Origin of the sequence: Dickeya fangzhongdai, from assembly GCF_002812485.1 — a bacterium.
Classification (GTDB): domain Bacteria; phylum Pseudomonadota; class Gammaproteobacteria; order Enterobacterales; family Enterobacteriaceae; genus Dickeya; species Dickeya fangzhongdai.
Window position 1 is genome coordinate 3453246 of the sequence record NZ_CP025003.1, and the last position, 19882, is coordinate 3473127.

Below are 19882 nucleotides of genomic sequence, written 5' to 3' on the forward strand. Positions count from 1 at the left end.
CTTCTCACTGGTGTGAAAGTATGGCTTATCAACTTAACCTTAACTGGCCCGAATTTTTAGAAAAATACTGGCAAAAACAACCTGTTGTATTAAAAAATGCGTTCCCGAACTTCGTCGACCCCATTACGCCGGATGAACTGGCGGGACTGGCGATGGAGCCGGAGGTGGACAGCCGCATCGTCAGCCATGTTAATGGACAGTGGCAGGCGTGGAACGGGCCGTTTGAGCAGTTCGATCATTTAGGGGAAACCGACTGGTCGCTGTTAGCCCAGGCGGTTAATCACTGGCATGCCCCGTCTGCCGAGCTGGTACGTCCGTTTCGCGTGCTGCCGGACTGGCGTTTAGACGACCTGATGATCTCCTTTTCCGTACCGGGCGGCGGCGTCGGACCGCATATCGACCAGTACGACGTGTTTATCATTCAGGGGATGGGCCGCCGCCGCTGGCGCGTTGGCGATAAGCTGCCGATGCGGCAGTTCTGCCCGCATCCGGCGCTGCTGCACGTTGATCCTTTCACGCCGATCATCGATGAAGAGCTTGAAGCGGGCGACATTTTATATATTCCGCCGGGCTTCCCGCACGACGGCTTCACCTTTGAAACCACGCTCAATTACTCGGTCGGCTTCCGCGGGCCAAACGGCAGGGATTTAATCAGCAGTTTTGCCGACTATGCGCTGGAAAACGATCTCGGCGGCGAGCACTACAGCGACCCTGATTTAACCTGCCGGGAACATCCAGGCCGGGTGGAAGCGTATGAGCTCGACCGCCTGCGCGCGATGATGATCGACATGCTCAATCAGCCGGAAGACTTTAAACAGTGGTTCGGTCGCTTCGTGACGACGCCGCGCCACGAGCTGGATATCGCCCCCGCAGAGCCGCCCTATGAGCCGGATGAGATTGCCGACGCCCTGATGTCCGGCGAAATCCTGACCCGCTTAAGCGGACTGCGGGTGCTGCATATCGGCGACAGTTTTTTCATCAACAGCGAAAGGCTGGAAACGGTCGCCCCGGAAGCCGCCGATGCGCTGTGCCGTTACACCACTCTCGGGAAAAAGGAACTCGGCGAGGCGCTGCGCAATCCGGCTTTCGTTGCGGAACTGACCGAGCTGGTTAATCAAGGCTACTGGTTCTTCGACGAATAGTTCTTCGAGACAAATGGTTCGTCGAGACAAATGGTTCGTCGAGACAAATGGTTCTTTGAGAAAAATAGCTCGCTGATAAAGATAGTGCGATGAGATGAAAAGAGCGGCGGTAATGTGCTCTGTCTGCTAGCCTAAAGTTTGAACAGAAAAAACCGATACCATAAAAAAGCTGGCGCATATGCCGCCAGCTCATCGGTGTACTGATGGGCAGGGAATTCCCCCTTGCATATCGGGCCTCTTCAAACGCAGAAACAGGATAACCAAGATGGATGTTTCACAGATCGCATCACTTTCCACCGGTCTTAGCAACATGCAACTGAGCAGCGAGATCAGTACGAGTGTTCTGAAGAAATCACTGGATAATCAGAAGGATACGGTAGCCAGTCTCATTCAGTCCATTCCGCAGTTGCCCGCTAATCCGGCAATCGGCCGCAACATCAACACCACGGCATAATCGCTTCCATCGTGGTTTGACGAACACGTCGTGGTTTGGCAAACACATCGTCGTTTGCCAAACCAGTCGCGGTGTTGCAGACAAATAGCAGCTACTCAACTAGCTGCTATTCATTTATTTGATTCACATGATTATTTCCCGCAAATAATCCGCTTTCTGATGGCTACAGTGACACGAGAACACATCCTTTTGTCAAAGGCCAACGGCCTTGCGTGACATCCCCACCAGCATATCGCGCGCTTTGATCTTGCGGGCGAAAAATGGCGCCCGGAATTGACCGAACGGTAGCGAAGTCAGACCGTCGTTGCGGCCAAGCGTGACCACCATGACTTTACCCATGCCTTTACCGGGCTGTACCGGTTTGTAAGGTTTAAGCCTGGCCTCGGACGGCTGATTCGCGGCTATCAACAGCTTGATGTTCGCAACAATCGATTTGGCGTGCAGCCCGGCGATAATCGCCAGCCGGTTTTCAGGCAGGTTAGTAATATCACCGGCAGCGAACACCCGGTCATGACCTTCCACACGCAGATAGTGATCGACGTTGATCAAGCCGTTGCGTTGCACCGCCTCAGGCCACGATCTGGCCACAAAATCAGTCACCGGCTTCGCTCCCGCCGCCCAGATGACGACATCGGCCGCGAGCATAAGTCCCGAGTGAGTGACGACCTTACCGTCCACAGGCTGTTCACCGGGCGCGGGCAGCACAACGCGATCGTTGAGCGCAAATTTAACGCCTTTGTCGCGCAGATCTTTTTCCGCCCATTGGGGAAATTTGTCCGGTGCGCTATTCAGTACCGTCTTACCACTGTGAACCACGGTGATTGCCAGATCGGGAAACGCCTCGCACAGCTCTGCGGCAATCTCGATACCAACCGGCCCGGCCCCCGCCACCACCACGGAGCGTGCCTCCCGCAGACGTTTGTGCATCGACCGGATTTCGGCGGTGCGGCTTGTACTCAACGGCGCCTGGGCCTTGATAAGCGGATCGATATACGCTGACCCGGTGGCGATCACCGCATAATCGAATGACACCGTGCCTTCGCTGCCATCCGTCAGCGCCACGTGCGCGTTGTGGTCGGTCAACCCCACCGCTTTACCCTGTATGAACCGCACCGTGCCGATGAAGCTGTCATAAGGGATTTGCGCCGGCAGACTGTCAGGAGCGACCAGCAAACGCGGGACCGCCATCGGCACTTCCCAGTAGGTTTTGGGATCAACGAGGGTCACGTTCGCCGCATCGCGCAGTTGATAAGCGATCTGGTGCCCTGCCGCCCCACCGCCAATAACAAGGACAGATTTCTTTTGCATACAGACAGTTCCTTTTAAATGACGTTATGACCACCGCGCTTCGCGGCGGTTAAGCGCGGCGAACGCCGGGCTGTGTTGCAGTTGGTTGATCGTACGTTCGCCTTCGGCGAGCGCCTCGATACAGGTGTGAACTGAATACGCGCCCATCACGAGCGGATGCGGATGTTTAGCCGCTGAACCGATGACCAGCTCGACCTCGCCCTCGGCCGTCATCCCGATTGCCTCATTACCTTGCGCGAACACCGCCAGTTCGCGCTCAAGCACCGTACCGCCGACATGCAGCTTGCCGCTGTTCAGCGCCAGCCACGCCGTATCGTGATCGGCGGCGGGTTGGTAGGTCCAGCGTTCGCCGTCCGCCAGTCGGACGTGAAGGTAGGTGATGGACACGGGCAGCGGAATCGGGCTGACTTTGTCGCCATAGCGACCAAGCAGGATGCGCGCCGGCCCGTCGCGCGCGATCTGTTCCGGTTCCAGATACAGGCTCTGCGCAGGCGCAAGCTCAAGCGATGGCGGCAGCGCAATCCAGAGCTGATATCCACGCATCATGTGGTCTGGCGCAGGCTCGCCGGCGTGCCACACCCCGCTGCCGGCACGCATCCACTCGACCGATCCCGCGGTCATCGCCCCCTGTTTTCCGGTGGTATCGCCATAGGTCATGCTGCCTTCGAGGAAAGTGGTGAGCGTTGCAATACCCGAATGCGGATGCGGTCTGAACCCCGTGCCGGTTGAGGGCACAGACTCGAACAGATCCAGAAAAACGAACGGCTTGACCCACTGCCCCAGATCGCCCGGTGACATCATCCGGGTGAGAGGACCAAGGCGTTGACCCGAAGTGCGGTGAACGATGGGGCGCGTTGTCGCAGAGAAAGCCTGATGATGTGCCATAAGCGATACCTTTTTGCAGCGAAGAACCGTCTTTTGCAGCGGAAAGCAATTTTTTGAAACGGGAAGCGAGATCGGGCGGTGCCGATAGCCATCAACGGCAGGCCGGCACCGTGCAACACCGCTCCCTCCGGGCGGTAAGTCAGGCGATGAGCGCGTCGATTTCCGCTCTGGCCCTGGCAATCGCCGCGGTTTTTGCTTCATCGCCGAGCGCCAGACCTTCCGCACGAATAATGGTGATATCGGTCAGGCCGATGAAATTGAGCGCGGCCGTCAGATAGGGTTCCTGATGATCGAATTGAGCCGCCGGGCTGGCGCCGCTGTAGATGCCGCCGCGCGCCGAGGCGATGAAAACCTTCTTGCCGGCCGGCAGCAGTCCTTCCGGCCCGTTTTCGGTGTAGCGGAAGGTACGCCCGGCGACCAGAACGCGGTCGATCCAACCTTTGAGCTGGGAAGGGATCGAGAAGTTGTACATCGGCGCGCCGATGACGATGACGTCGGCGGCGAACAACTCGTTGATGTAAACGCCGCCAAGGACGATATCTTGACCAAGCGCCGGCGTGCCCGGCGTACCGCCCTGAAAAACGGCGAGATGGTCGGGGGACAGATGTAATGCCGCGTCAGCGACGAGATCCCGACGAATAACGGTTTTCTCCGGATGAATGTCGCGTTGTCTGGCCACAATGTCGGCTGACAGCAGGCGGCTCACGGAATGGCTGTCGAGAATGCTGGAATCAATATGCAGAATGCTCACAGGTAGATCTCCTGAACAAGGCCGGAACAGGCCGGCGTATGGATGACGACTGGAGTATTTCACCCTGCAAATAATCTGAATAGACGTTATATTATTATATATACCATCTCCATATCAGATACATCAGGATTCCCTATGCTCGATGGCGTGTCGCTGGATCAATTACGAACATTCATTGCTGCGGTTGATGAAGGAAGCTTCTCGGCGGCGGCGCGTCGGCTCAGGCGCGCGCAGTCCGCCATCAGCGAGCTGGTACGCGGTCTGGAAGAGCAGCTTGATGTTACGCTTTTTGATCGCAGCGGCCGCTACCCGAGGCTGACGCCGGCGGGGACGGCGTTACTGTCCAACGCCCGCAATATCGTCGCCGGCGTTGACGCCATGAAATCACGCGCCAAAGGCATGGCCGCCGGGCTGGAGCCTGAACTGACCGTCGTGGTCGACGTCTTCTTCCCGATTGACGTGCTGACTGACGCGGCCAAAGCGTTCCGTGAACAGTTTCCCGACGTGCCATTACGCGTCTATGTTGAAGCGCTGGGAGCGGCGTATCAGCCGGTACTGGACAGGCACGCCAGCGTCGGCATCGTCGGTTTTCTTCCGGTGACGCCACCGGGCATCGTCACCGAACCCTTAGCCCGCGTCGCCTTCGCTATGGTCGCCGCCGCGGACCACCCGCTCGCCGCGTTGCAGGGGCCGATCCCCAGACAGGAACTCGCCAACCATGTCCAACTGGTACTGACCGATCGCTCTGAGCACTCCAAAGGGCGAGAGTTTGGCGTCATGTCCCCCAAAACCTGGCGGCTGGCGGACCTGTTTGCCAAACATGCTTTTTTGCTCAATGGGTTGGGATGGGGCGGCATGCCGATGCATACCATCCAGTCGGACCTTGAGAGCGGACGCCTTGTAAAGCTTACCATTGAGGATGAACCGGTCAGCGAGCCGTCCATGCTGATGTCGGCCGTGTACCGCATTGATAACCCGCCGGGCCCCGCAGGCCGCTGGCTTATCGAACGCATGACCGCCTGTTCCCGCCATCGCCCGGTCTGAACGCACGGGTTTAGCGCACCTAACGACAGGGCAGCATACGCCCGGCCTTACCCTGATCGGCTGGCGACAACGCCAGCCGCGATGTGCCGCAAAATGCTACTGACTCAACCGATGCGCAATCAAGCGCAGTTCTTCGGCGATTTGCTGTAAATCGCGCTGTTCATCAATGCGGGGGCCGGTGGAATTACGGATCACCAGCCTGGCCGGCAGGATGGACGACGATCGCTGCATGTCGCTGTCGTTGGCGTTCAGCAGACGGTGCACCGCTTCCTTGCCCTGCAGGTCGAGGTCCAGCGAGACGGTGGTCAGCGCCGGATGGAAAAACGAACTTTCATACGTGCCGTCGTAACCAATCACCGATTTCTGGCCGGGGATGGTCAGCTGATTCTGATGAAAAGCGCTCAAGACGCCGAGCGCCATTTGATCGTTGGCGACCAGCACCGCGCTGAACTGCGGCGTTTCGCGCAGCATCTGCAGTGCGCCGGCGTAGCCGCTTTGCGCATCCCAATTGCCGTGAATCACCGTTGTCGGCGTCAGGCCGTACCCATCCAGGGTTTCCAGCCAGTTTTTCAGTCGCAAGCGCGCCGAAACCGAACCGGCCGGCCCCGCCAGTAAAGCAAAGTCGCGGTGCCCCAGTTCATACAGATACTTCACGCTGGCCCGCGTGCCGTCCGCCGGATTAAACGACACGTTGAATACCGAACTGTAAGGGTCAACATCCAGAAACAAGCAGAGAATATCGTCATTGTCGGCGGCGATGTGCTCTGCTTCTTCCGTCTCCAGCGGCACGTTGATGATAACCTTATCAACCCGCTGTGACTTGAGTTCATTGATAGAATCCTGAATGCTATGATTGACGTTCTCATCAATCATGGAAATCAGCACCTGATAGCTTTCCATATTCGCATATCTTTTCACCGCCGCCGCTACCTGCGAAGGCGCGTGCAAGGCCAGCGACGTGGTCACCAGCCCTATCGTCATGCTCTGTTTACCCACCAGTTGCTGTGCCAGCCGGTTGGGAACATAACGCAACAGCTCGATGGACTGCTCTACCTTGCGGCGCGTGGACTCGGAGACATTCGCAGATTTGTTCAGCACCCGCGATACCGTCTGATAAGAAACACCCGCGTGGCGGGCAACATCTTCTAACGTAGCGCTTTTCGACTTCATGGTCAGGTTTCCCATCATGGTTTTACCGGGATTGTAGCAGTTGGCCCGGCGAAAAAACCATGTTCTGAACCCCACTCAGGCCAAATTACATGCAAGTATTACGCTCACATATCAAAAACCCGTGACACGCATCACCAATCATTACAAAACAAAATGATTTATTTGCATTAAATCACAATAAAACAACGAATCCGTTGCTCGTATTTACGCTTAGGCATTTTATTGAATGCGTAATGTGAACGTAATACATAACAACAAGAGGCCACCATGAACACCAAACTCCTTACTCTCTCTACCGCACTCACCGCCATACTAACCTCTCCGGCATTGCTGGCAGCAGAGGCCACCACCGTCCCCATTGATTTTCACGGCTATCTGCGCGGCGGCGTGGGGGTGTCCAATGATGGCGGCATGTCGCAATGGCAAAAAAACAAAGTGGGCCGTCTGGGTAACGAAAACGATACCTACGGCGAAGTAGAACTTGGCTCGGAGGTGTACAAGAAAAACGACGTCAGTTTCTACGTCGACAGCATGGTCAGCATGGTGTCGGATGGCTCCAACGATAACGAAACCACCATCGGCGATGACGCCCAGTTCGGCCTGCGCCAGTTGAACCTGCAAATCAAGGGGCTGGTCCCCGGCGACCCTAAAGCCGTAATCTGGGGCGGTAAACGCTACTATCAGCGTCACGATTTGCACATTATCGATACCAAATACTGGAATATCTCCGGTTCCGGCGCCGGGATCGAAAACTATACGCTCGGCCCCGGCGCGCTTTCGGTCGCCTGGATCCGCGGCGACGCCAACGCGGTTGACGACCGCATCAACGGCAACAGCAACGTCAACATCAACTATGCCGATATCCGCTATGCCGGGCTGAAACCCTGGAAAGGCGCCTGGACGGAATTCGGCATCGACTACGCCATGCCGAACACCACCAAAAAACAGAAAGACTTCGGCGGCCTGTATGACGCGGACAACGGCGTAATGCTGACCGGCGAAATCAGTCAGGACATGCTGGGCGGCTATAACAAAGTGGTGCTGCAGTACGCCAACAAAGGGCTGGCGCAAAACATGGTGTCGCAGGGCGGCGGCTGGTACGACATGTGGAATCAGGTCAACAGCGCCACCGGTTATCGCGCCATCAACACCGGCCTGATCCCGCTCACCAGTCGGTTATCGTTCAACCACGTGTTGACCTGGGGTTCGGCTAACCACATCAACGAAGCGACCGACACAACCCGGCTGCTGTCGCTGGTAGGACGCCTGCAATACCAGTTTACCGATTATGTGCGCGGCATTGGCGAAGTGGGCGCCTTCACCCAGAAAGACAACTTCAAAAACGGCACCTCGTTTAAACAAAGCGGTGAGAAATACACACTGGCGCTGGCGCTGGCGGCAGGCCCGGCATTTATGTCGCGCCCGGAATTGCGCCTCTACACCTCTTATCTGAACGACAGTCAGGACGGCAAACCGTTCAAAGACGGCACCGCCAATAACACCTGGAACGTTGGCGTACAGGTGGAAGCCTGGTGGTAATACCCGGTGCTAATCGCCACAGATATTGCGTTTCTCCGGACGTTTATTTTCATCATTGTTTTTCTTCATCATTATTGCTTTCCCTGTTTAATTACGATATCGCTGTAATCGTTTTGAGGATAATCGCCGGGTTATCCTCTTTTTTATTTATACCCGTCATACTTCAAGTTGCAGGTGCGTTGGCTGCCCTCGCTCACCCCAGTCACTTACTTATGTAAGCTCCTGGGGATTCACTCGGTTGCCGCGTTACAAGGCTCATTCTGAACCTTGCCCTAAAGGGCCAACGCGTTGCGTTGTTCAACACGCCAGCGTGTTGTCCCGCAACTCGAATTATTTTGGGTATATCCGTATATTTTGTATTTATTATCTGACTCAATTTAATGACTTTTATTGACGGTGCGGCTATTCCGGCCGGGAGAAATGTTCCTCCAGTAACTTACGTAAGGCATCCGACTGCTTACCGAATATGGCATGAACCTGTTGCCCAAGAATAATGACGCCCAACGCGCCTTCCTGTTGTAATCCTTGTGAATCAACCAGACTCAGGTTTTTTACCGTCACACGCAGCCGGGTAATACAGGCATCGACCTGCTCGATATTATCCCGCCCGCCAAATAACCGCAGCAGACGCTGAATCTGCTGTTTATCGTCGTCGCTTAATTCCGGCGTCGGTTTCGGATGCGAAAAATAACGCATAACAGAATGCAGACTGACCATGAGCATACTCCTCTGAAGGTATCGTACGGTACGCGGCGACGCCCGCCGGCGTGGCGGTTCATCGCCCAGAAGAAAGCGCCCATGCCGGCAGCGGCGATGGGCGCAGGCTGAACGCCGTCAGACCAGACGGCGACGAATCACCCGGCAATCCCAGGCGGAAAGGACAACATCCACCAGCGGCAACCCGGTCAGCATATCGCTATACCCGGCGGGCAACTGGATAGGCTGCGGCAACGCACTGTAGTTTTCGATGAAGATAAACTCTTCGTCGCCGTTGGTACGGCGATGGGCCGTCACCGCCGGCGGCAGCGGGATATCCAGCGCCCGCGGCAGAGCCAGCTCACGCATGATGGCGGCAAAGAAATCGCGCTGGAACGCCAGATCGTTACGCGAGGTCACATACCAGGCTTTCCCTGCGCCGACGTGATTTACCGTCACCGCCGGCCGGCCGGCATAGAAATCGTCGCAGTAGCTGGCGAGCGCCGTCGCGCCTTCAAGGTGGATCAACTCGCACAGGTGGCGCGCCTGATACGGCCCTTTCAGCCCGATATCATTGTCCGCCAGCCCCAACACCCGGTTATATTCGCCGTCGGCCAGACAGTCGATCTCTTCTGACCAGATGCCCAGCACCGGGCGCAACGGGCCGGGGAATCCGCCCTGATAACACAGGTCGCTTTCGTTAACGATGCCGCTCCAGTAGGTCACCACCACGTGCCCGCCCTGGCGCACAAACTGCTCGACGCGCTCGGCAAACCCCGGCCGCACCATGTACAGCATCGGCGCAATCAACAGCCGGTAGCCGCTGAAATCGCCGTCGGCGTTGATGACATCGACGGCGATCCCCTGCTCCCAGAACGGGCGGTAGTGTTCCGCCACCGTTTTTTCGTACTCCAACCCGGCATTGCGCGGCCCCTGCGCATCATCCATCGCCCAGCGGCTTTCCCAGTCAAACAGGATCGCTACCTGCGCCTCTACCCGGCTGCCCGCCACCGCATCCAGTTGCGACAAAATCTGGCCGAGCTGCGCCACTTCGCGGCCGACGCGGGTATCAACATGGCCGACATGATCCACCACCGCGCCGTGGAATTTTTCCACCGAGCCGCGGCTCTTGCGCCACTGGAAGTACTGCACCGCATCCGCGCCGTGGGCCACCGCCTGCAGCGAGGAGAGAATATGCATACCCGGCTTCTTGAGCTTGCTGAGCGGCTGCCAGTTGGTGACGCTGGGGGTCGATTCCATCAACACAAACGGCTTGCCCTGCTTCAGCGAACGCATCAGATCGTGAAACAGGGCGATATAACAGGCCAGCGTGGCGTCGTCCTTGTCCCGGTGCCACATCGGGTAGCTGTCCCAGGAGATGAAGTCCAGCACGCGCGACAGCTGCCAGTAGTCGTAATCGTAAAAGTACTCCATGAAGTTGGTGGTCGCCGGGATAGCCGGGTTCACCCGCTTCAACGGGGCGATTTCCTGCGCGCAGAAATCGGTCGCCTGCGCGGTATTAAAGCGTCGCCAGTCAAGGTTCAACCCGTGAATGGACACTTCGCCCTGCGGCGCCGGCGATTCAATCTGTGACCAGTCGCTGTAGGTATGGCTCCAGAAATCGCTCCACCAGGCGTGATTGAGGTTATCCAGCGTCTGGTAACGCGCCTGCAGCCAGGTGCGAAACGCCCGCTGACAGCGCTCGCAATGGCACTCGCCGCTGTATTCATTGGAAATATGCCAGCCGATCACCGCCGGGTGACGCCCGTAGCGCTCCGCCAGCAATGTATTGATTTTTTGAACCTTATCCCGATAGACCGGCGATGACAGGCAGTGATTGTGACGACCACCGTGCAGCGCCGGCACCCGATCGCGCCCTACGCGCAGCACTTCCGGGTAACGTTGCGACATCCAGGCCGGGCGTGCGCCGCTGGGTGTCGCCAGAAACACCGAAATACCCTGCCGGTATAATTTATCGAGAACCTCATCCAGCCAGTCGAACCGGTACACGCCCTCCTGCGGCTCCAGTTTGGCCCAGCTGAAAATACCGACCGACATTACATTGCATTTTACCTGTTTCATCATGGCGATATCGTCGTCAATAATGCCGGGGTAATTCTCCCATTGCTCCGGATTATAATCAGCGCCATGTAATAACCCATCGACCTTCGGATTCAAAGGCGGAAATCGTTTCATAAAACATCCTTAATACTGAATAGGCAGACGGTATATTCCCGCTATTTCACTATGCAGGCAGGCGGCAACCACATCATTCCCCAACAATAAGCCGGGGCCGCCAACGCGCCTGCACGTGAAATATGACGGGGCATACCCAAAATAATTCGAATTGCAATAAAGCCAACGTACTTGCAACTGAAGTATGCCGGGTATTTACTTAAAGACTTTTATCGAAGGCAGCACCTCCCCCTGACAATTAAATAACGCCTGATTTTCACGGGCGTTGCCCAATTTCCAGTGGTCGTTGATGTAATTCATACCGGCTTCGGTGGCCCAGGTATTTCCCGGCGGCGTTATCCAGGTCGGTTCCCAATAGAACACGCCTTTACCGTGCTTTTTCGGTACGTCAATCACGCTTTGCATCAGGTCGCGGATGAAATCGGCCTGCCCTTGTACCGTGGCCGGGTAACCGCCCGCCGTCGCTTCCTTTTCGCTAAAGCTGTTTTCGGCGTTATCGCAGTTAGCCAGGGTGTAACCGTAGGCGGCCTCAACCACGATGACGTCCTTGTTGTAGCGCTGGCTGATGTCGTCCATGTTGGCTTTTAACGCGCTGATCGGGCCGTTCCAGTAGGTGTACATCGACAGGCCGATCACATCGAACGGTACGCCGCGCTTGGTGATTTCATCAAACCACCAGCGGAAGGTGTCGTTCTTGGTGCCTTCCGCCAGATGAAGCATGATTTTGACCTGCCCCGGCGAGCTGAGGTTTTCACGCAGGCCGGCGATCGCGGCGTTCAGCAGGCCGGCCAGCCGGTCGAATTCGCCGCCGCCCTGCCCCCAGCTTTTGCCTTCCGGCCACAGGATGCCGCCGTTAGCCTCATTGCCGATCTGCACCATATCCGGCAGCACCCCTTCCTTCTTGAAACGGGCGATGGTGTCGCGGGTATAGTCATGAATGGCGACTTTCAGTTGATCGTACGACAGGCTGGCCCAGGCTTTCGGCTTGAACTGCTTGCCGGGGTCGGTCCAGAAGTCGCTGTAGTGGAAATCCAGCAACAGCTTCATACCCTGCGCTTTGGCGCGTTTGGCCAGCGTCAATGTGGTCGCCAGATCGTTATCGCCGCCGCCGTAAGGACGCCCGGCAGCATCGCGGGGGTCAACCCACAAACGCAGCCGGATGTAGTTAACGCCATTCTTTTTCAGCAGCGCGACCGGGTCGACGCGCACGTGGTTTTCGTCATAAAACACGCCGCCCTGACGCTCCACTTCCAGCAACGTGGAGATATCCGCGCCCTTGATAAAATCGGCCGGGGCATTGCGCAGTGGTTTAATAACGACAGACTCCGCCGCCATGAGCGGCATCGCGCCCAGCGACAGGGAAACAGCCAGTAATGCGGGTATCATCTTTTTCATCGCGATTATCCTTTGGTACTGCCTGAGGTAAGGCCGGAGACAAAATATTTTTGCAGCATCAGGTAAAGCAACGCGACCGGCACGGCAATCAGCACCGCGCCGGCGGCGTAGGTGGTGTAACTGGCTCCCATTTTCTGCGCCACCAGGTTGTATAAACCGATAGGCAGGGTGTACTTATCCGGGGTGCGCAGGATGGTGCTGGACAGGATGAAATCCCCCAGCGGACCGGTGAAGGAAAACAGCGCCACCACGGCGATGATCGGCTTGGACAAGGGAATAATGATCTCGATGAAAATACGGAAATTGCCCGCCCCGTCCATGCGCGCCGATTCGTCAAGCTCGCGGGGAATCGCGTCCAGATAGCCCTTCATCAAATAGGTGTTCATCGGGATCATGCCGGCGACATAAATCAGCACCAGCGCCAGATGGCTGTTGATCAACCCCAGCAGCTGCGACAGCACAAAAATGGCGATCAGCGCGGAGAACTGCGGGATCATCTGCAACAGCAAAAACAGCATCAGGCCGTTTTGCCGTCCTTTGAAACGGAAACGCGAAAACGCGTAGGCGGTGAAACTGACGCTTACCAGCGTCAGGATCATGGTCAGGAAGCTGATTTTCATCGAGTTCCAGTACCAGGTCAGGTAATTGACCTGACCGTTGAACAGCTCCTCGTAATGCTGAAAGGACGGATTTTCCGGAATAATCGAGGTGCTCAACAGGCTGTTGCCGGCATTGAGCGACGCCCCGACCGTCCACACCAGCGGATAAATGATCACCACCGACACCGCGATAATCACCAGCCAGGACAGCGCAAGCCGAAGGGCTTTCTCGCGTTTGATACTTTTATGATGCACGCCCTGACGTTCGGCGCTCTGACGATGAATATCCTGACGGTTGATGCCTTGAGTCGTCGCCATCATTCTCCCCTTATGCCATCTCATCGTTCTTGAATGACCGGGTCGCCCGGAATTGCCACAGCGCCAGCCCGACCACGAAAATCGACAGCAGGATGGTGATGGTGGCGGCAATCGCATACTGGGACGACGACATCGTCAGTTTGTAAATCCAGGACACCAGAATGTCGGTGCCCCCGGCATTGGAACCGGCGACGGCGGGTCCGCCGTTGTTGAACAGATAGATGATGTTGAAATTGTTAAAATTGAAGGTGTACTGGGTGATGATGATCGGCGCGATGGAGTACAGCACCAGCGGCAACGTAATGGTGCGCAGTTGCGTCCAGCGGCTGGCGCCGTCCATCGTGGCCGCTTCGTACAGATCGTCCGGAATGGCCTGCAACACACCGGTGGTCATGGCGAACACAAACGGGAATCCGAGCCAGGTCTGCATCATGATCAACGCCGTTTTGGTCCAGAACGGATCGGTCAGCCAGGCTTTCGGGCTGATGCCCACAGACGCCAGAATGGCATTATTGATGACGCCGAACGAATCGTTGAACATGCCGGCGAACACCAGAATGGTGACGAACCCCGGCACCGCCCACGGCAGAATGAAAATCGTGCGGATCAGCGGCTTAAAGCGCAGATCTTTCTGGTTAACCAAAATCGCCAGCAACACCCCCACCGTACACTGCAACGTGGTCGCCAGCAGCGTCCAGACCACCGTCCATTGCAACACGTCCAGAAAGGTCGAGCGCCAGATGCTGAGGGTAAAAATGCTGACGAAGTTCTTCATCCCGACCCACTCCACCAGTTTGGCGGGCGGCGTGTGGTACAGGTTGTAATTGGTAAACGCGATGGCGAAACCGAACAGGATCGGGAAAATCACCACGAACACCAGCAGAATGAAGCCCGGGGTAATCATCAGGTAAGGAAAGCCTTCGCTCAGCAGCAGGCGGTACTGCTGCCGCACGCTGTTCAGCGCCAGTCCGTCATCCCGCCGTTTGCCATTACGCCAGGCATCGTTTATCGACAAGGCGTAGATCAGCACGCCAAAGGCGATAATCAGCAGGCTGATGATCCCTTCCGCCAGCAGGAAGATAGAGTTGTCGCGCGGCACCTCTTCCCCCAGGGTGTACACGCCCCACAGGCCGGTACGCAGAAAGTCATGAAACACCCCCAGATAGCTGCCGAGCAGCACCAGAAAAATCATGCCCTTCGCCCACTGGCGATGATAAAACTGCCCGCCGCCGGGCAGCACCGCGCACAACGCCGCGACCCAGGCGTGGCGTCGGGTGCGCTTTTCCCCGGACAGGGGTTCGCCGGAACTGATAATCACACGCTGCTCCTTCTAGTCGCGGGAAGTCGCCCTCCCGCTCGGTGTGGCCTACTGCGTTAACGGATGACGGTTATTACTGATTGCTGGCCTGCATCGCCTCGACCTGCATCTTGATTTGCTTCACGGCGTTATCGAGCGCCGCTTTCGGCTCCTGTTTGCCGGTCATGCTCAGCTCCAGCGCCGCGTTGGCCGGCCCCCAGACTTCGCCCATTTCCGGAATGCCCGGCATCGGCACGGCTCTGGCGGCCTGGATGGCGACCGCGCTGGCTTTCTCGTCGTTTTTAATCAGCGGATCGTCAATCATGCTTTTTTGCGGCGGTATCTCGCCGGTGCGTTGATAGCGGACCTTCACGTAGCGCGGCTGGTTGATGAATTCGATAAACCGTTGCGCCAGCGCGTTGTCCTTACTCCAGGTCGAGACTACATACCCTTTCACGCCCAGGAACGAGCTCATCGGTTTGCCGTCCGGCAGCAGCGGCAGCGGCGCCACGCCGTAGTGAATGCCGGCGGCTTCATAGGGCTGGAACGCCCAGGGGCCGTTGATAACCGCCGCCGCTTTTTTCTCGGTGAACAGTGAATCGATGGCGTTCAGCCCGTTATCGCCGATGATCCCCGCCGGAAACAGCTTATCGGCGTAAAACTTACGCAGCAGCGTCACCGCGTCCACCGCGCCCGGCGTGTTCAGGCCGATATCCAACGGGTTGAGGCCGCCTTTGTCGTTTTTGCCGAAGCCTTTGTCATTTTTGCCGAAGCCTTTGTCATTTTTGCCGAAAATATAGCCGCCCATCGGCCCGATCGCGCCCCAGCTGTAGTAGATCTGATCGAACTTCGCCAGCAGCCCGAACTTATTCTGCGCCTGCTGCTGCCGGGAAAAGTCATACCACTCCTGCAGGCTGGCCAGCGGTTTGCTCACCTGCTCCTTGTTGTAAATCAGCACCAGGGTTTCCACCGCTTTCGGCAGGCCGTACACCTGGTTGTTCATGCGAAATGCCGCCATCGACGCATCGGTGAAGCTGTCTTGCGCCGCCTGATCGAGTTTCAGCGGCGCAATCAGCCCCTGCACCACCGCGCCGCCCAGTTGATCGTTGGGGATCACCAGCACATCGGGGCCGATGCCCGCCGGGCCGTCCAGCCGCAGTTTTTCCAGCTGCTGGGCATACGGCATTTCCTGCAGGTTCACTTTGACGTTGTACTGTTTTTCGAAATCCCCGATGGCGTCCTTGATGCCATCCGATTTCCGGATATCTTCCCAAACGGTCAGCTGCTGCGCGGCATGTACCGGAAAGGCCGCCAGCTGGCCGGCAGCGGTGGCGGAGAGCAGTAGGGCGGTAAGCGTTTTGGTTTTCATTATCGACCTCATGTGAAGGTATAACATTTTTAAGCAAAAAACCTGGCACTTCGCATTAACAAAAACATCGTGGCTGATTTTATAGGGCTTTAAATACCCGGTTTTTCACCAGCGATGATGTTATACGCTACGCTACCAGTGGGGATATGACGACAGGAAAGTGACTATTGTGTGATCACAATTGCAGAAATGAAACATGCCGATAGGGCGCTAAAAACAAGGTGGTTATAGTCATCTCAACGTAAAAGCGCCGTCAGGCTGGTCCAAAAATTTGTTATACGTAGTACATACACTTATCAGCACTACCCGGCCCGCCCCTGCGGTCACCGTATTGATAACCCGTTGAGGAAAAACGGATGTCCAGCATATGCTTAAAAAATGTCACCAAACGCTTTGGCAAAACGGAAACGCTGCACAATATCAATCTGGATATTCAGGCGGGTGAATTCGCGGTGTTTGTCGGGCCTTCCGGCTGCGGCAAGTCTACGTTGCTGCGGATGATCGCCGGTTTGGAAGAGATTAGCGATGGCAAAATTCTGATTGATGACGAAGTGATGAATGACGTCGCGCCGGCCCACCGCGGCGTGGCGATGGTGTTTCAGTCCTACGCGCTCTACCCGCACATGACGGTGGCGGAAAACATGGGCTACGGGCTGAAGGTCAACAAGGTGCCGAAGGCGGAGATTCGCCATCAGGTCGAAATGGTCGCCAAAACCTTGCAGTTGTCCCACCTGCTGGACCGCAAGCCTAAACAACTGTCCGGCGGCCAGCGCCAGCGCGTCGCCATCGGTCGCGCCATCGTGCGCAACCCGAAAGTGTTCATGTTCGATGAACCGCTCTCCAACCTCGACGCCGAACTGCGGGTCGACATGCGCCTGCACATCGCCAAGCTGCATCAGGAGCTGAAAACCACTATGGTGTATGTCACCCACGACCAGGTGGAGGCGATGACGCTGGCCGACAAAATCGTGGTGATGAACAACGGCAAGGTGGAGCAGACCGGCTCGCCGATGGCGCTGTACTACAACCCGGTCAATCGCTTCGTCGCCGGTTTTATCGGCTCGCCCAAAATGAATTTCCTGCCCGCGACCGTCGTCGCCTGGCAGCCGCATCAGTTGACCGTGACGCTGACGGCGGATAAAACGCTGACGCTGGATATTGAGACTACGCCGCTACAGCCCGGCGACGCCGTCACGCTGGGAATTCGCCCCGAGCACCTTGGCATTCAGCCATCGCATCAGGCCACGCTGGCCTTTCAGTGCGAAGTGGTGGAACGGCTGGGCAACAACACCTACCTGTTCGGCCAGTGCTACGGCCACGATGGCGTCAAAATCCTGCTGCCCGGCGACGTGCAGTTCCGCCCCTGGCAGGCGATTACCGTCGGTTTCGACGCCGTTCACTGTCTGGTGTTCGACGCCGAGGGTCTGCGCATCAACGCCGACGCCGCCGTTCCCGGCATGCACTGACGTCATCGCCACCGCTACCAGCGTCACTGCGCGGAACGGCATCAAACCGATGCCCGCTACGCCGCGCAGCTGACCTTGCCACCCTACCCCGCCATCGCCTTCTCATCCCGCGGCGGAGATGGATAACTCGCGCCGTCAGACCAATCAACGCCTATCCCAACAGGCACCTGTCAGGTGCAGGCAATGCCCGCGTTCGGTGAGGATAGACGCCCTGATGGGGCATCGCGTTACCTTGTGGCGAAAGGGGGTTTATCATGCCGGCAACGCACGGTGAATAACTCGCGTCGCTAAGTGGGAATCGCGCGCCAGACCGTGTTCCTTATCTCCTATTGTTCCTATTTATCTGGCATCGCGTTCATCGCACATCGCTTTCATCTGGCATAACTCTTGCTGGATGACTCCTGCTGGATGGCTCTTACTGTTGATATCGACCGCGGGGTACACCGCGGTCTGACCATCATTTTGACGAACACCAAGAGGGACGTTATGTCCAACGTATTCGATCACTATCGTTACCTGCACACCATTCCGGAACTGGGATTCCAGGAATTCAAGACCTCCGATTATCTGGCCGCGCAGCTGGAAGCAGCGGGCTACCGTCTTACCCGCGGCGTCAACGGCACCACCGGCATCGTGGCGGAACTGAACAGCGGCGTGCCCGGCCCGGTGCTGGCGTTGCGCGCCGATATGGATGCATTGGGTCACATCATTGACGGTGAGTTTTGCGCCCGCCACACCTGCGGACACGACGCCCACTCGTCGGTGGTGCTGACCGCCGCTCAGGAACTGATGCGCGATGGCGTGGTGAAAAAAGGACGGTTGAAGATCCTGTTTCAGCCCGCCGAAGAGCTGGGTACCGGCGCCATCGCCATGGTGGAAGGCGGCGCCATCGACGACGTGGACATGATCCTCGGCTTTCACCTGCGCCCGGTGGAAGAGTGCCTGCTGGGCGAGGCGATACCGGCGATGCACTATTCCGCCAGCAGCACGCTGGAAGTCACCTTTCACGGCCAACCGGCGCACGGCGCGCGGCCGCATCTGGGCGTGAACGCGCTGGAAGCCGCCGCCAACGCCGTCATGGCGGTGAAGGCGGTTCCGCTGGCGCCGCACCTGACCTGGAGCGCCAAGGCTACCCGTTTTCTGTGCGACGCCGGCGTGACCAACTCCATTCCTGATAACGCCACGGTATGCTGGGACCTGCGTTCGTCGCGGAATGACGCGATGGACGAGCTGAAAGCAAAAGTGATCCGCGCCATTGAGTACAGCGCGGCGGCTTACGGCGCAACGGCCGAGATCAAACTGCTAAAAGAGATTCCGGCGGCGGATATTCATGACGACGCCACCGCGCTGATCAGCGCGGCGATCGTGGATGTGCTGGGCGAAGCCGGTCTGACCGCGCCCAAAAGCACCGCAGGCGGAGAAGACTTCTTCTTCTATCCGCGCCTCAAGCCACAGATTAAAGCTGGCTTCTGGGGGCTGGGCACCAATCTCAAACCGGGGCTGCACCATCCGGACATGCATTTTGAATTATCGTCGCTGGAAACCGGCGTGCAGGTATTCAAACGCTGCGTGGAAAAGATGCTGGGATAATATCAGGGCGTCCCCGGCAATACGCCGGGGACGCTTATCAGGAAAGGCACGAATTATTTAACCAGCGTCCACGAACCGTCTTCCCGAATAAAAGTAAAATTGACGATCTCTTTTTTGTTTCCAACCAGTGGCAATGACATATCCAAATCGACATTGCATTGATAGCCTTTATTTTCACTTCTGATGCAATTCAGCTTTTTTAACGAATTGATTTTAAGCACCATCTCATCATTAAAAAGCGTGCCGACTTTTTTTTTAATTTCCTGATTAGTTTGAGCCACCATATCGTCAACCGCGTGCCGAATATCCTGCTCGGTCGGTTCGCTGCCGCCACATCCCGATAACACGACGGCAATCAACGCACAGAAAGCGGCTTTATTTATCATCATCACAGACATCCCTATTAAAACGTGCATAAACCCGTCATACTTCAAGTTGCAGGTACGTTGGCTGCGTTACTCGGCCCATTTCATGGGCTTCGCCCTAAAGGGCCAACGCGTTGCGTTGTTCAAAACGCAGCGCGTTTTGTCCTGCAACTCGAATTATTTAGGGCATAACCCCTATAAATGCCTATTCAGCAGCAAAGCGGCATATCTGAATATACCTGTCGTTTTTCGCGTTGCAGACACGTTGCCATCCTTTGCTTCCGGCATGGCCGCACGT

Annotated in this window: 17 protein-coding genes; 6 read left to right on the forward strand and 11 right to left on the reverse strand. The window is 57.0% G+C overall.

Translation table 11 applies throughout. The features are described from left to right. Positions 1-20 precede the first annotated feature (20 nt). Positions 21-1142 (forward strand): ribosomal protein uL16 3-hydroxylase, encoded by a 1122-nt coding sequence (locus tag CVE23_RS15285; RefSeq protein WP_038919739.1) that lies wholly within the window; start codon positions 21-23, stop codon positions 1140-1142. A 265-nt stretch (positions 1143-1407) separates the two neighbouring features. Then, complete coding sequence (locus CVE23_RS15290) at positions 1408-1596, forward strand: YjfB family protein (RefSeq protein ID WP_033112380.1); 189 nt, start codon at positions 1408-1410, stop codon at positions 1594-1596. 192 nt (positions 1597-1788) lie between these two features. On the opposite strand, the gene CVE23_RS15295 is transcribed toward CVE23_RS15290, so the two are convergent. From CVE23_RS15295 to CVE23_RS15305, 3 genes are all read right to left on the reverse strand, one after another. Then, entirely contained in the window at positions 1789-2904 is a 1116-nt protein-coding gene (locus CVE23_RS15295) for an NAD(P)/FAD-dependent oxidoreductase (protein WP_100849847.1), read from the reverse strand. A 24-nt stretch (positions 2905-2928) separates the two neighbouring features. Then, positions 2929-3789, reverse strand: a complete 861-nt coding sequence (locus CVE23_RS15300) for a pirin family protein (RefSeq protein ID WP_100849848.1) — start codon at positions 3787-3789, stop codon at positions 2929-2931. 139 nt (positions 3790-3928) lie between these two features. Beyond that, positions 3929-4540: an FMN-dependent NADH-azoreductase gene (locus tag CVE23_RS15305; protein ID WP_100849849.1), complete on the reverse strand. Its 612-nt coding sequence runs from the start codon at positions 4538-4540 to the stop codon at positions 3929-3931. A gap of 135 nt (positions 4541-4675) precedes the next feature. On the opposite strand from CVE23_RS15305, the gene CVE23_RS15310 reads away from it, so the two are divergent. After that, complete coding sequence (locus CVE23_RS15310; protein ID WP_038919743.1) at positions 4676-5584, forward strand: LysR family transcriptional regulator; 909 nt, start codon at positions 4676-4678, stop codon at positions 5582-5584. 96 nt (positions 5585-5680) lie between these two features. Here the strand turns inward: CVE23_RS15310 and CVE23_RS15315 are convergent, their stop codons facing one another. Continuing rightward, positions 5681-6754, reverse strand: coding sequence for a LacI family DNA-binding transcriptional regulator (locus CVE23_RS15315; RefSeq protein WP_100850483.1), 1074 nt, complete (start codon positions 6752-6754; stop codon positions 5681-5683). A gap of 267 nt (positions 6755-7021) precedes the next feature. On the opposite strand from CVE23_RS15315, the gene CVE23_RS15320 reads away from it, so the two are divergent. Beyond that, positions 7022-8293 carry a maltoporin gene (locus CVE23_RS15320; RefSeq protein WP_100849850.1) on the forward strand — a complete coding sequence of 424 codons (1272 nt, stop codon included), beginning with the start codon at positions 7022-7024 and terminating at the stop codon, positions 8291-8293. 402 nt (positions 8294-8695) lie between these two features. Here the strand turns inward: CVE23_RS15320 and CVE23_RS15325 are convergent, their stop codons facing one another. The 6 genes from CVE23_RS15325 to CVE23_RS15350 form a co-directional block, all read right to left on the reverse strand. Beyond that, positions 8696-9010 (reverse strand): PTS sugar transporter subunit IIB, encoded by a 315-nt coding sequence (locus CVE23_RS15325; protein ID WP_039691037.1) that lies wholly within the window; start codon positions 9008-9010, stop codon positions 8696-8698. 117 nt (positions 9011-9127) lie between these two features. Further along, positions 9128-11185 (reverse strand): beta-galactosidase, encoded by a 2058-nt coding sequence (locus CVE23_RS15330; protein WP_100849851.1) that lies wholly within the window; start codon positions 11183-11185, stop codon positions 9128-9130. A 195-nt stretch (positions 11186-11380) separates the two neighbouring features. After that, positions 11381-12580 (reverse strand): glycoside hydrolase family 53 protein, encoded by a 1200-nt coding sequence (locus tag CVE23_RS15335; protein ID WP_049853667.1) that lies wholly within the window; start codon positions 12578-12580, stop codon positions 11381-11383. A gap of 5 nt (positions 12581-12585) precedes the next feature. Further along, on the reverse strand, positions 12586-13497 hold the full coding sequence (locus CVE23_RS15340) for a sugar ABC transporter permease (RefSeq protein WP_225622595.1): 912 nt from the start codon (positions 13495-13497) through the stop codon (positions 12586-12588). A gap of 10 nt (positions 13498-13507) precedes the next feature. After that, positions 13508-14815 (reverse strand): carbohydrate ABC transporter permease, encoded by a 1308-nt coding sequence (locus tag CVE23_RS15345; protein ID WP_049853666.1) that lies wholly within the window; start codon positions 14813-14815, stop codon positions 13508-13510. Positions 14816-14888: 73 nt separating this feature from the next. After that, positions 14889-16163, reverse strand: a complete 1275-nt coding sequence (locus CVE23_RS15350) for an extracellular solute-binding protein (RefSeq protein WP_100849852.1) — start codon at positions 16161-16163, stop codon at positions 14889-14891. Positions 16164-16519: 356 nt separating this feature from the next. Here CVE23_RS15350 and CVE23_RS15355 point away from each other — a divergent pair, with 356 nt between their 5' ends. Together CVE23_RS15355 and CVE23_RS15360 are read left to right on the forward strand one after the other, a co-directional pair. Then, entirely contained in the window at positions 16520-17629 is a 1110-nt protein-coding gene (locus CVE23_RS15355) for an ABC transporter ATP-binding protein (RefSeq protein WP_100849853.1), read from the forward strand. A 486-nt stretch (positions 17630-18115) separates the two neighbouring features. Next, positions 18116-19219, forward strand: coding sequence for a M20 peptidase aminoacylase family protein (locus CVE23_RS15360; protein WP_038919749.1), 1104 nt, complete (start codon positions 18116-18118; stop codon positions 19217-19219). A 53-nt stretch (positions 19220-19272) separates the two neighbouring features. Here the strand turns inward: CVE23_RS15360 and CVE23_RS15365 are convergent, their stop codons facing one another. After that, positions 19273-19608 carry a hypothetical protein gene (locus CVE23_RS15365; protein ID WP_225622596.1) on the reverse strand — a complete coding sequence of 112 codons (336 nt, stop codon included), beginning with the start codon at positions 19606-19608 and terminating at the stop codon, positions 19273-19275. Positions 19609-19882: the final 274 nt, after the last annotated feature.

Bases quoted from the DNA above. Each gene is read 5' to 3' on its own strand.
- CVE23_RS15285 (WP_038919739.1), top strand. From the start codon at position 21: ATGGCTTATCAACTTAACCTTAACTGGCCCGAATTTTTAGAAAAATAC.
- CVE23_RS15290 (WP_033112380.1), top strand. From the start codon at position 1,408: ATGGATGTTTCACAGATCGCATCACTTTCCACCGGTCTTAGCAACATG.
- CVE23_RS15295 (WP_100849847.1), bottom strand. From the start codon at position 2,904: ATGCAAAAGAAATCTGTCCTTGTTATTGGCGGTGGGGCGGCAGGGCAC.
- CVE23_RS15300 (WP_100849848.1), bottom strand. From the start codon at position 3,789: ATGGCACATCATCAGGCTTTCTCTGCGACAACGCGCCCCATCGTTCAC.
- CVE23_RS15310 (WP_038919743.1), top strand. From the start codon at position 4,676: ATGCTCGATGGCGTGTCGCTGGATCAATTACGAACATTCATTGCTGCG.
- CVE23_RS15315 (WP_100850483.1), bottom strand. From the start codon at position 6,754: ATGAAGTCGAAAAGCGCTACGTTAGAAGATGTTGCCCGCCACGCGGGT.
- CVE23_RS15320 (WP_100849850.1), top strand. From the start codon at position 7,022: ATGAACACCAAACTCCTTACTCTCTCTACCGCACTCACCGCCATACTA.
- CVE23_RS15325 (WP_039691037.1), bottom strand. From the start codon at position 9,010: ATGGTCAGTCTGCATTCTGTTATGCGTTATTTTTCGCATCCGAAACCG.
- CVE23_RS15330 (WP_100849851.1), bottom strand. From the start codon at position 11,185: ATGAAACGATTTCCGCCTTTGAATCCGAAGGTCGATGGGTTATTACAT.
- CVE23_RS15335 (WP_049853667.1), bottom strand. From the start codon at position 12,580: ATGAAAAAGATGATACCCGCATTACTGGCTGTTTCCCTGTCGCTGGGC.
- CVE23_RS15340 (WP_225622595.1), bottom strand. From the start codon at position 13,497: ATGGCGACGACTCAAGGCATCAACCGTCAGGATATTCATCGTCAGAGC.
- CVE23_RS15350 (WP_100849852.1), bottom strand. From the start codon at position 16,163: ATGAAAACCAAAACGCTTACCGCCCTACTGCTCTCCGCCACCGCTGCC.
- CVE23_RS15355 (WP_100849853.1), top strand. From the start codon at position 16,520: ATGTCCAGCATATGCTTAAAAAATGTCACCAAACGCTTTGGCAAAACG.
- CVE23_RS15360 (WP_038919749.1), top strand. From the start codon at position 18,116: ATGTCCAACGTATTCGATCACTATCGTTACCTGCACACCATTCCGGAA.
- CVE23_RS15365 (WP_225622596.1), bottom strand. From the start codon at position 19,608: ATGATGATAAATAAAGCCGCTTTCTGTGCGTTGATTGCCGTCGTGTTA.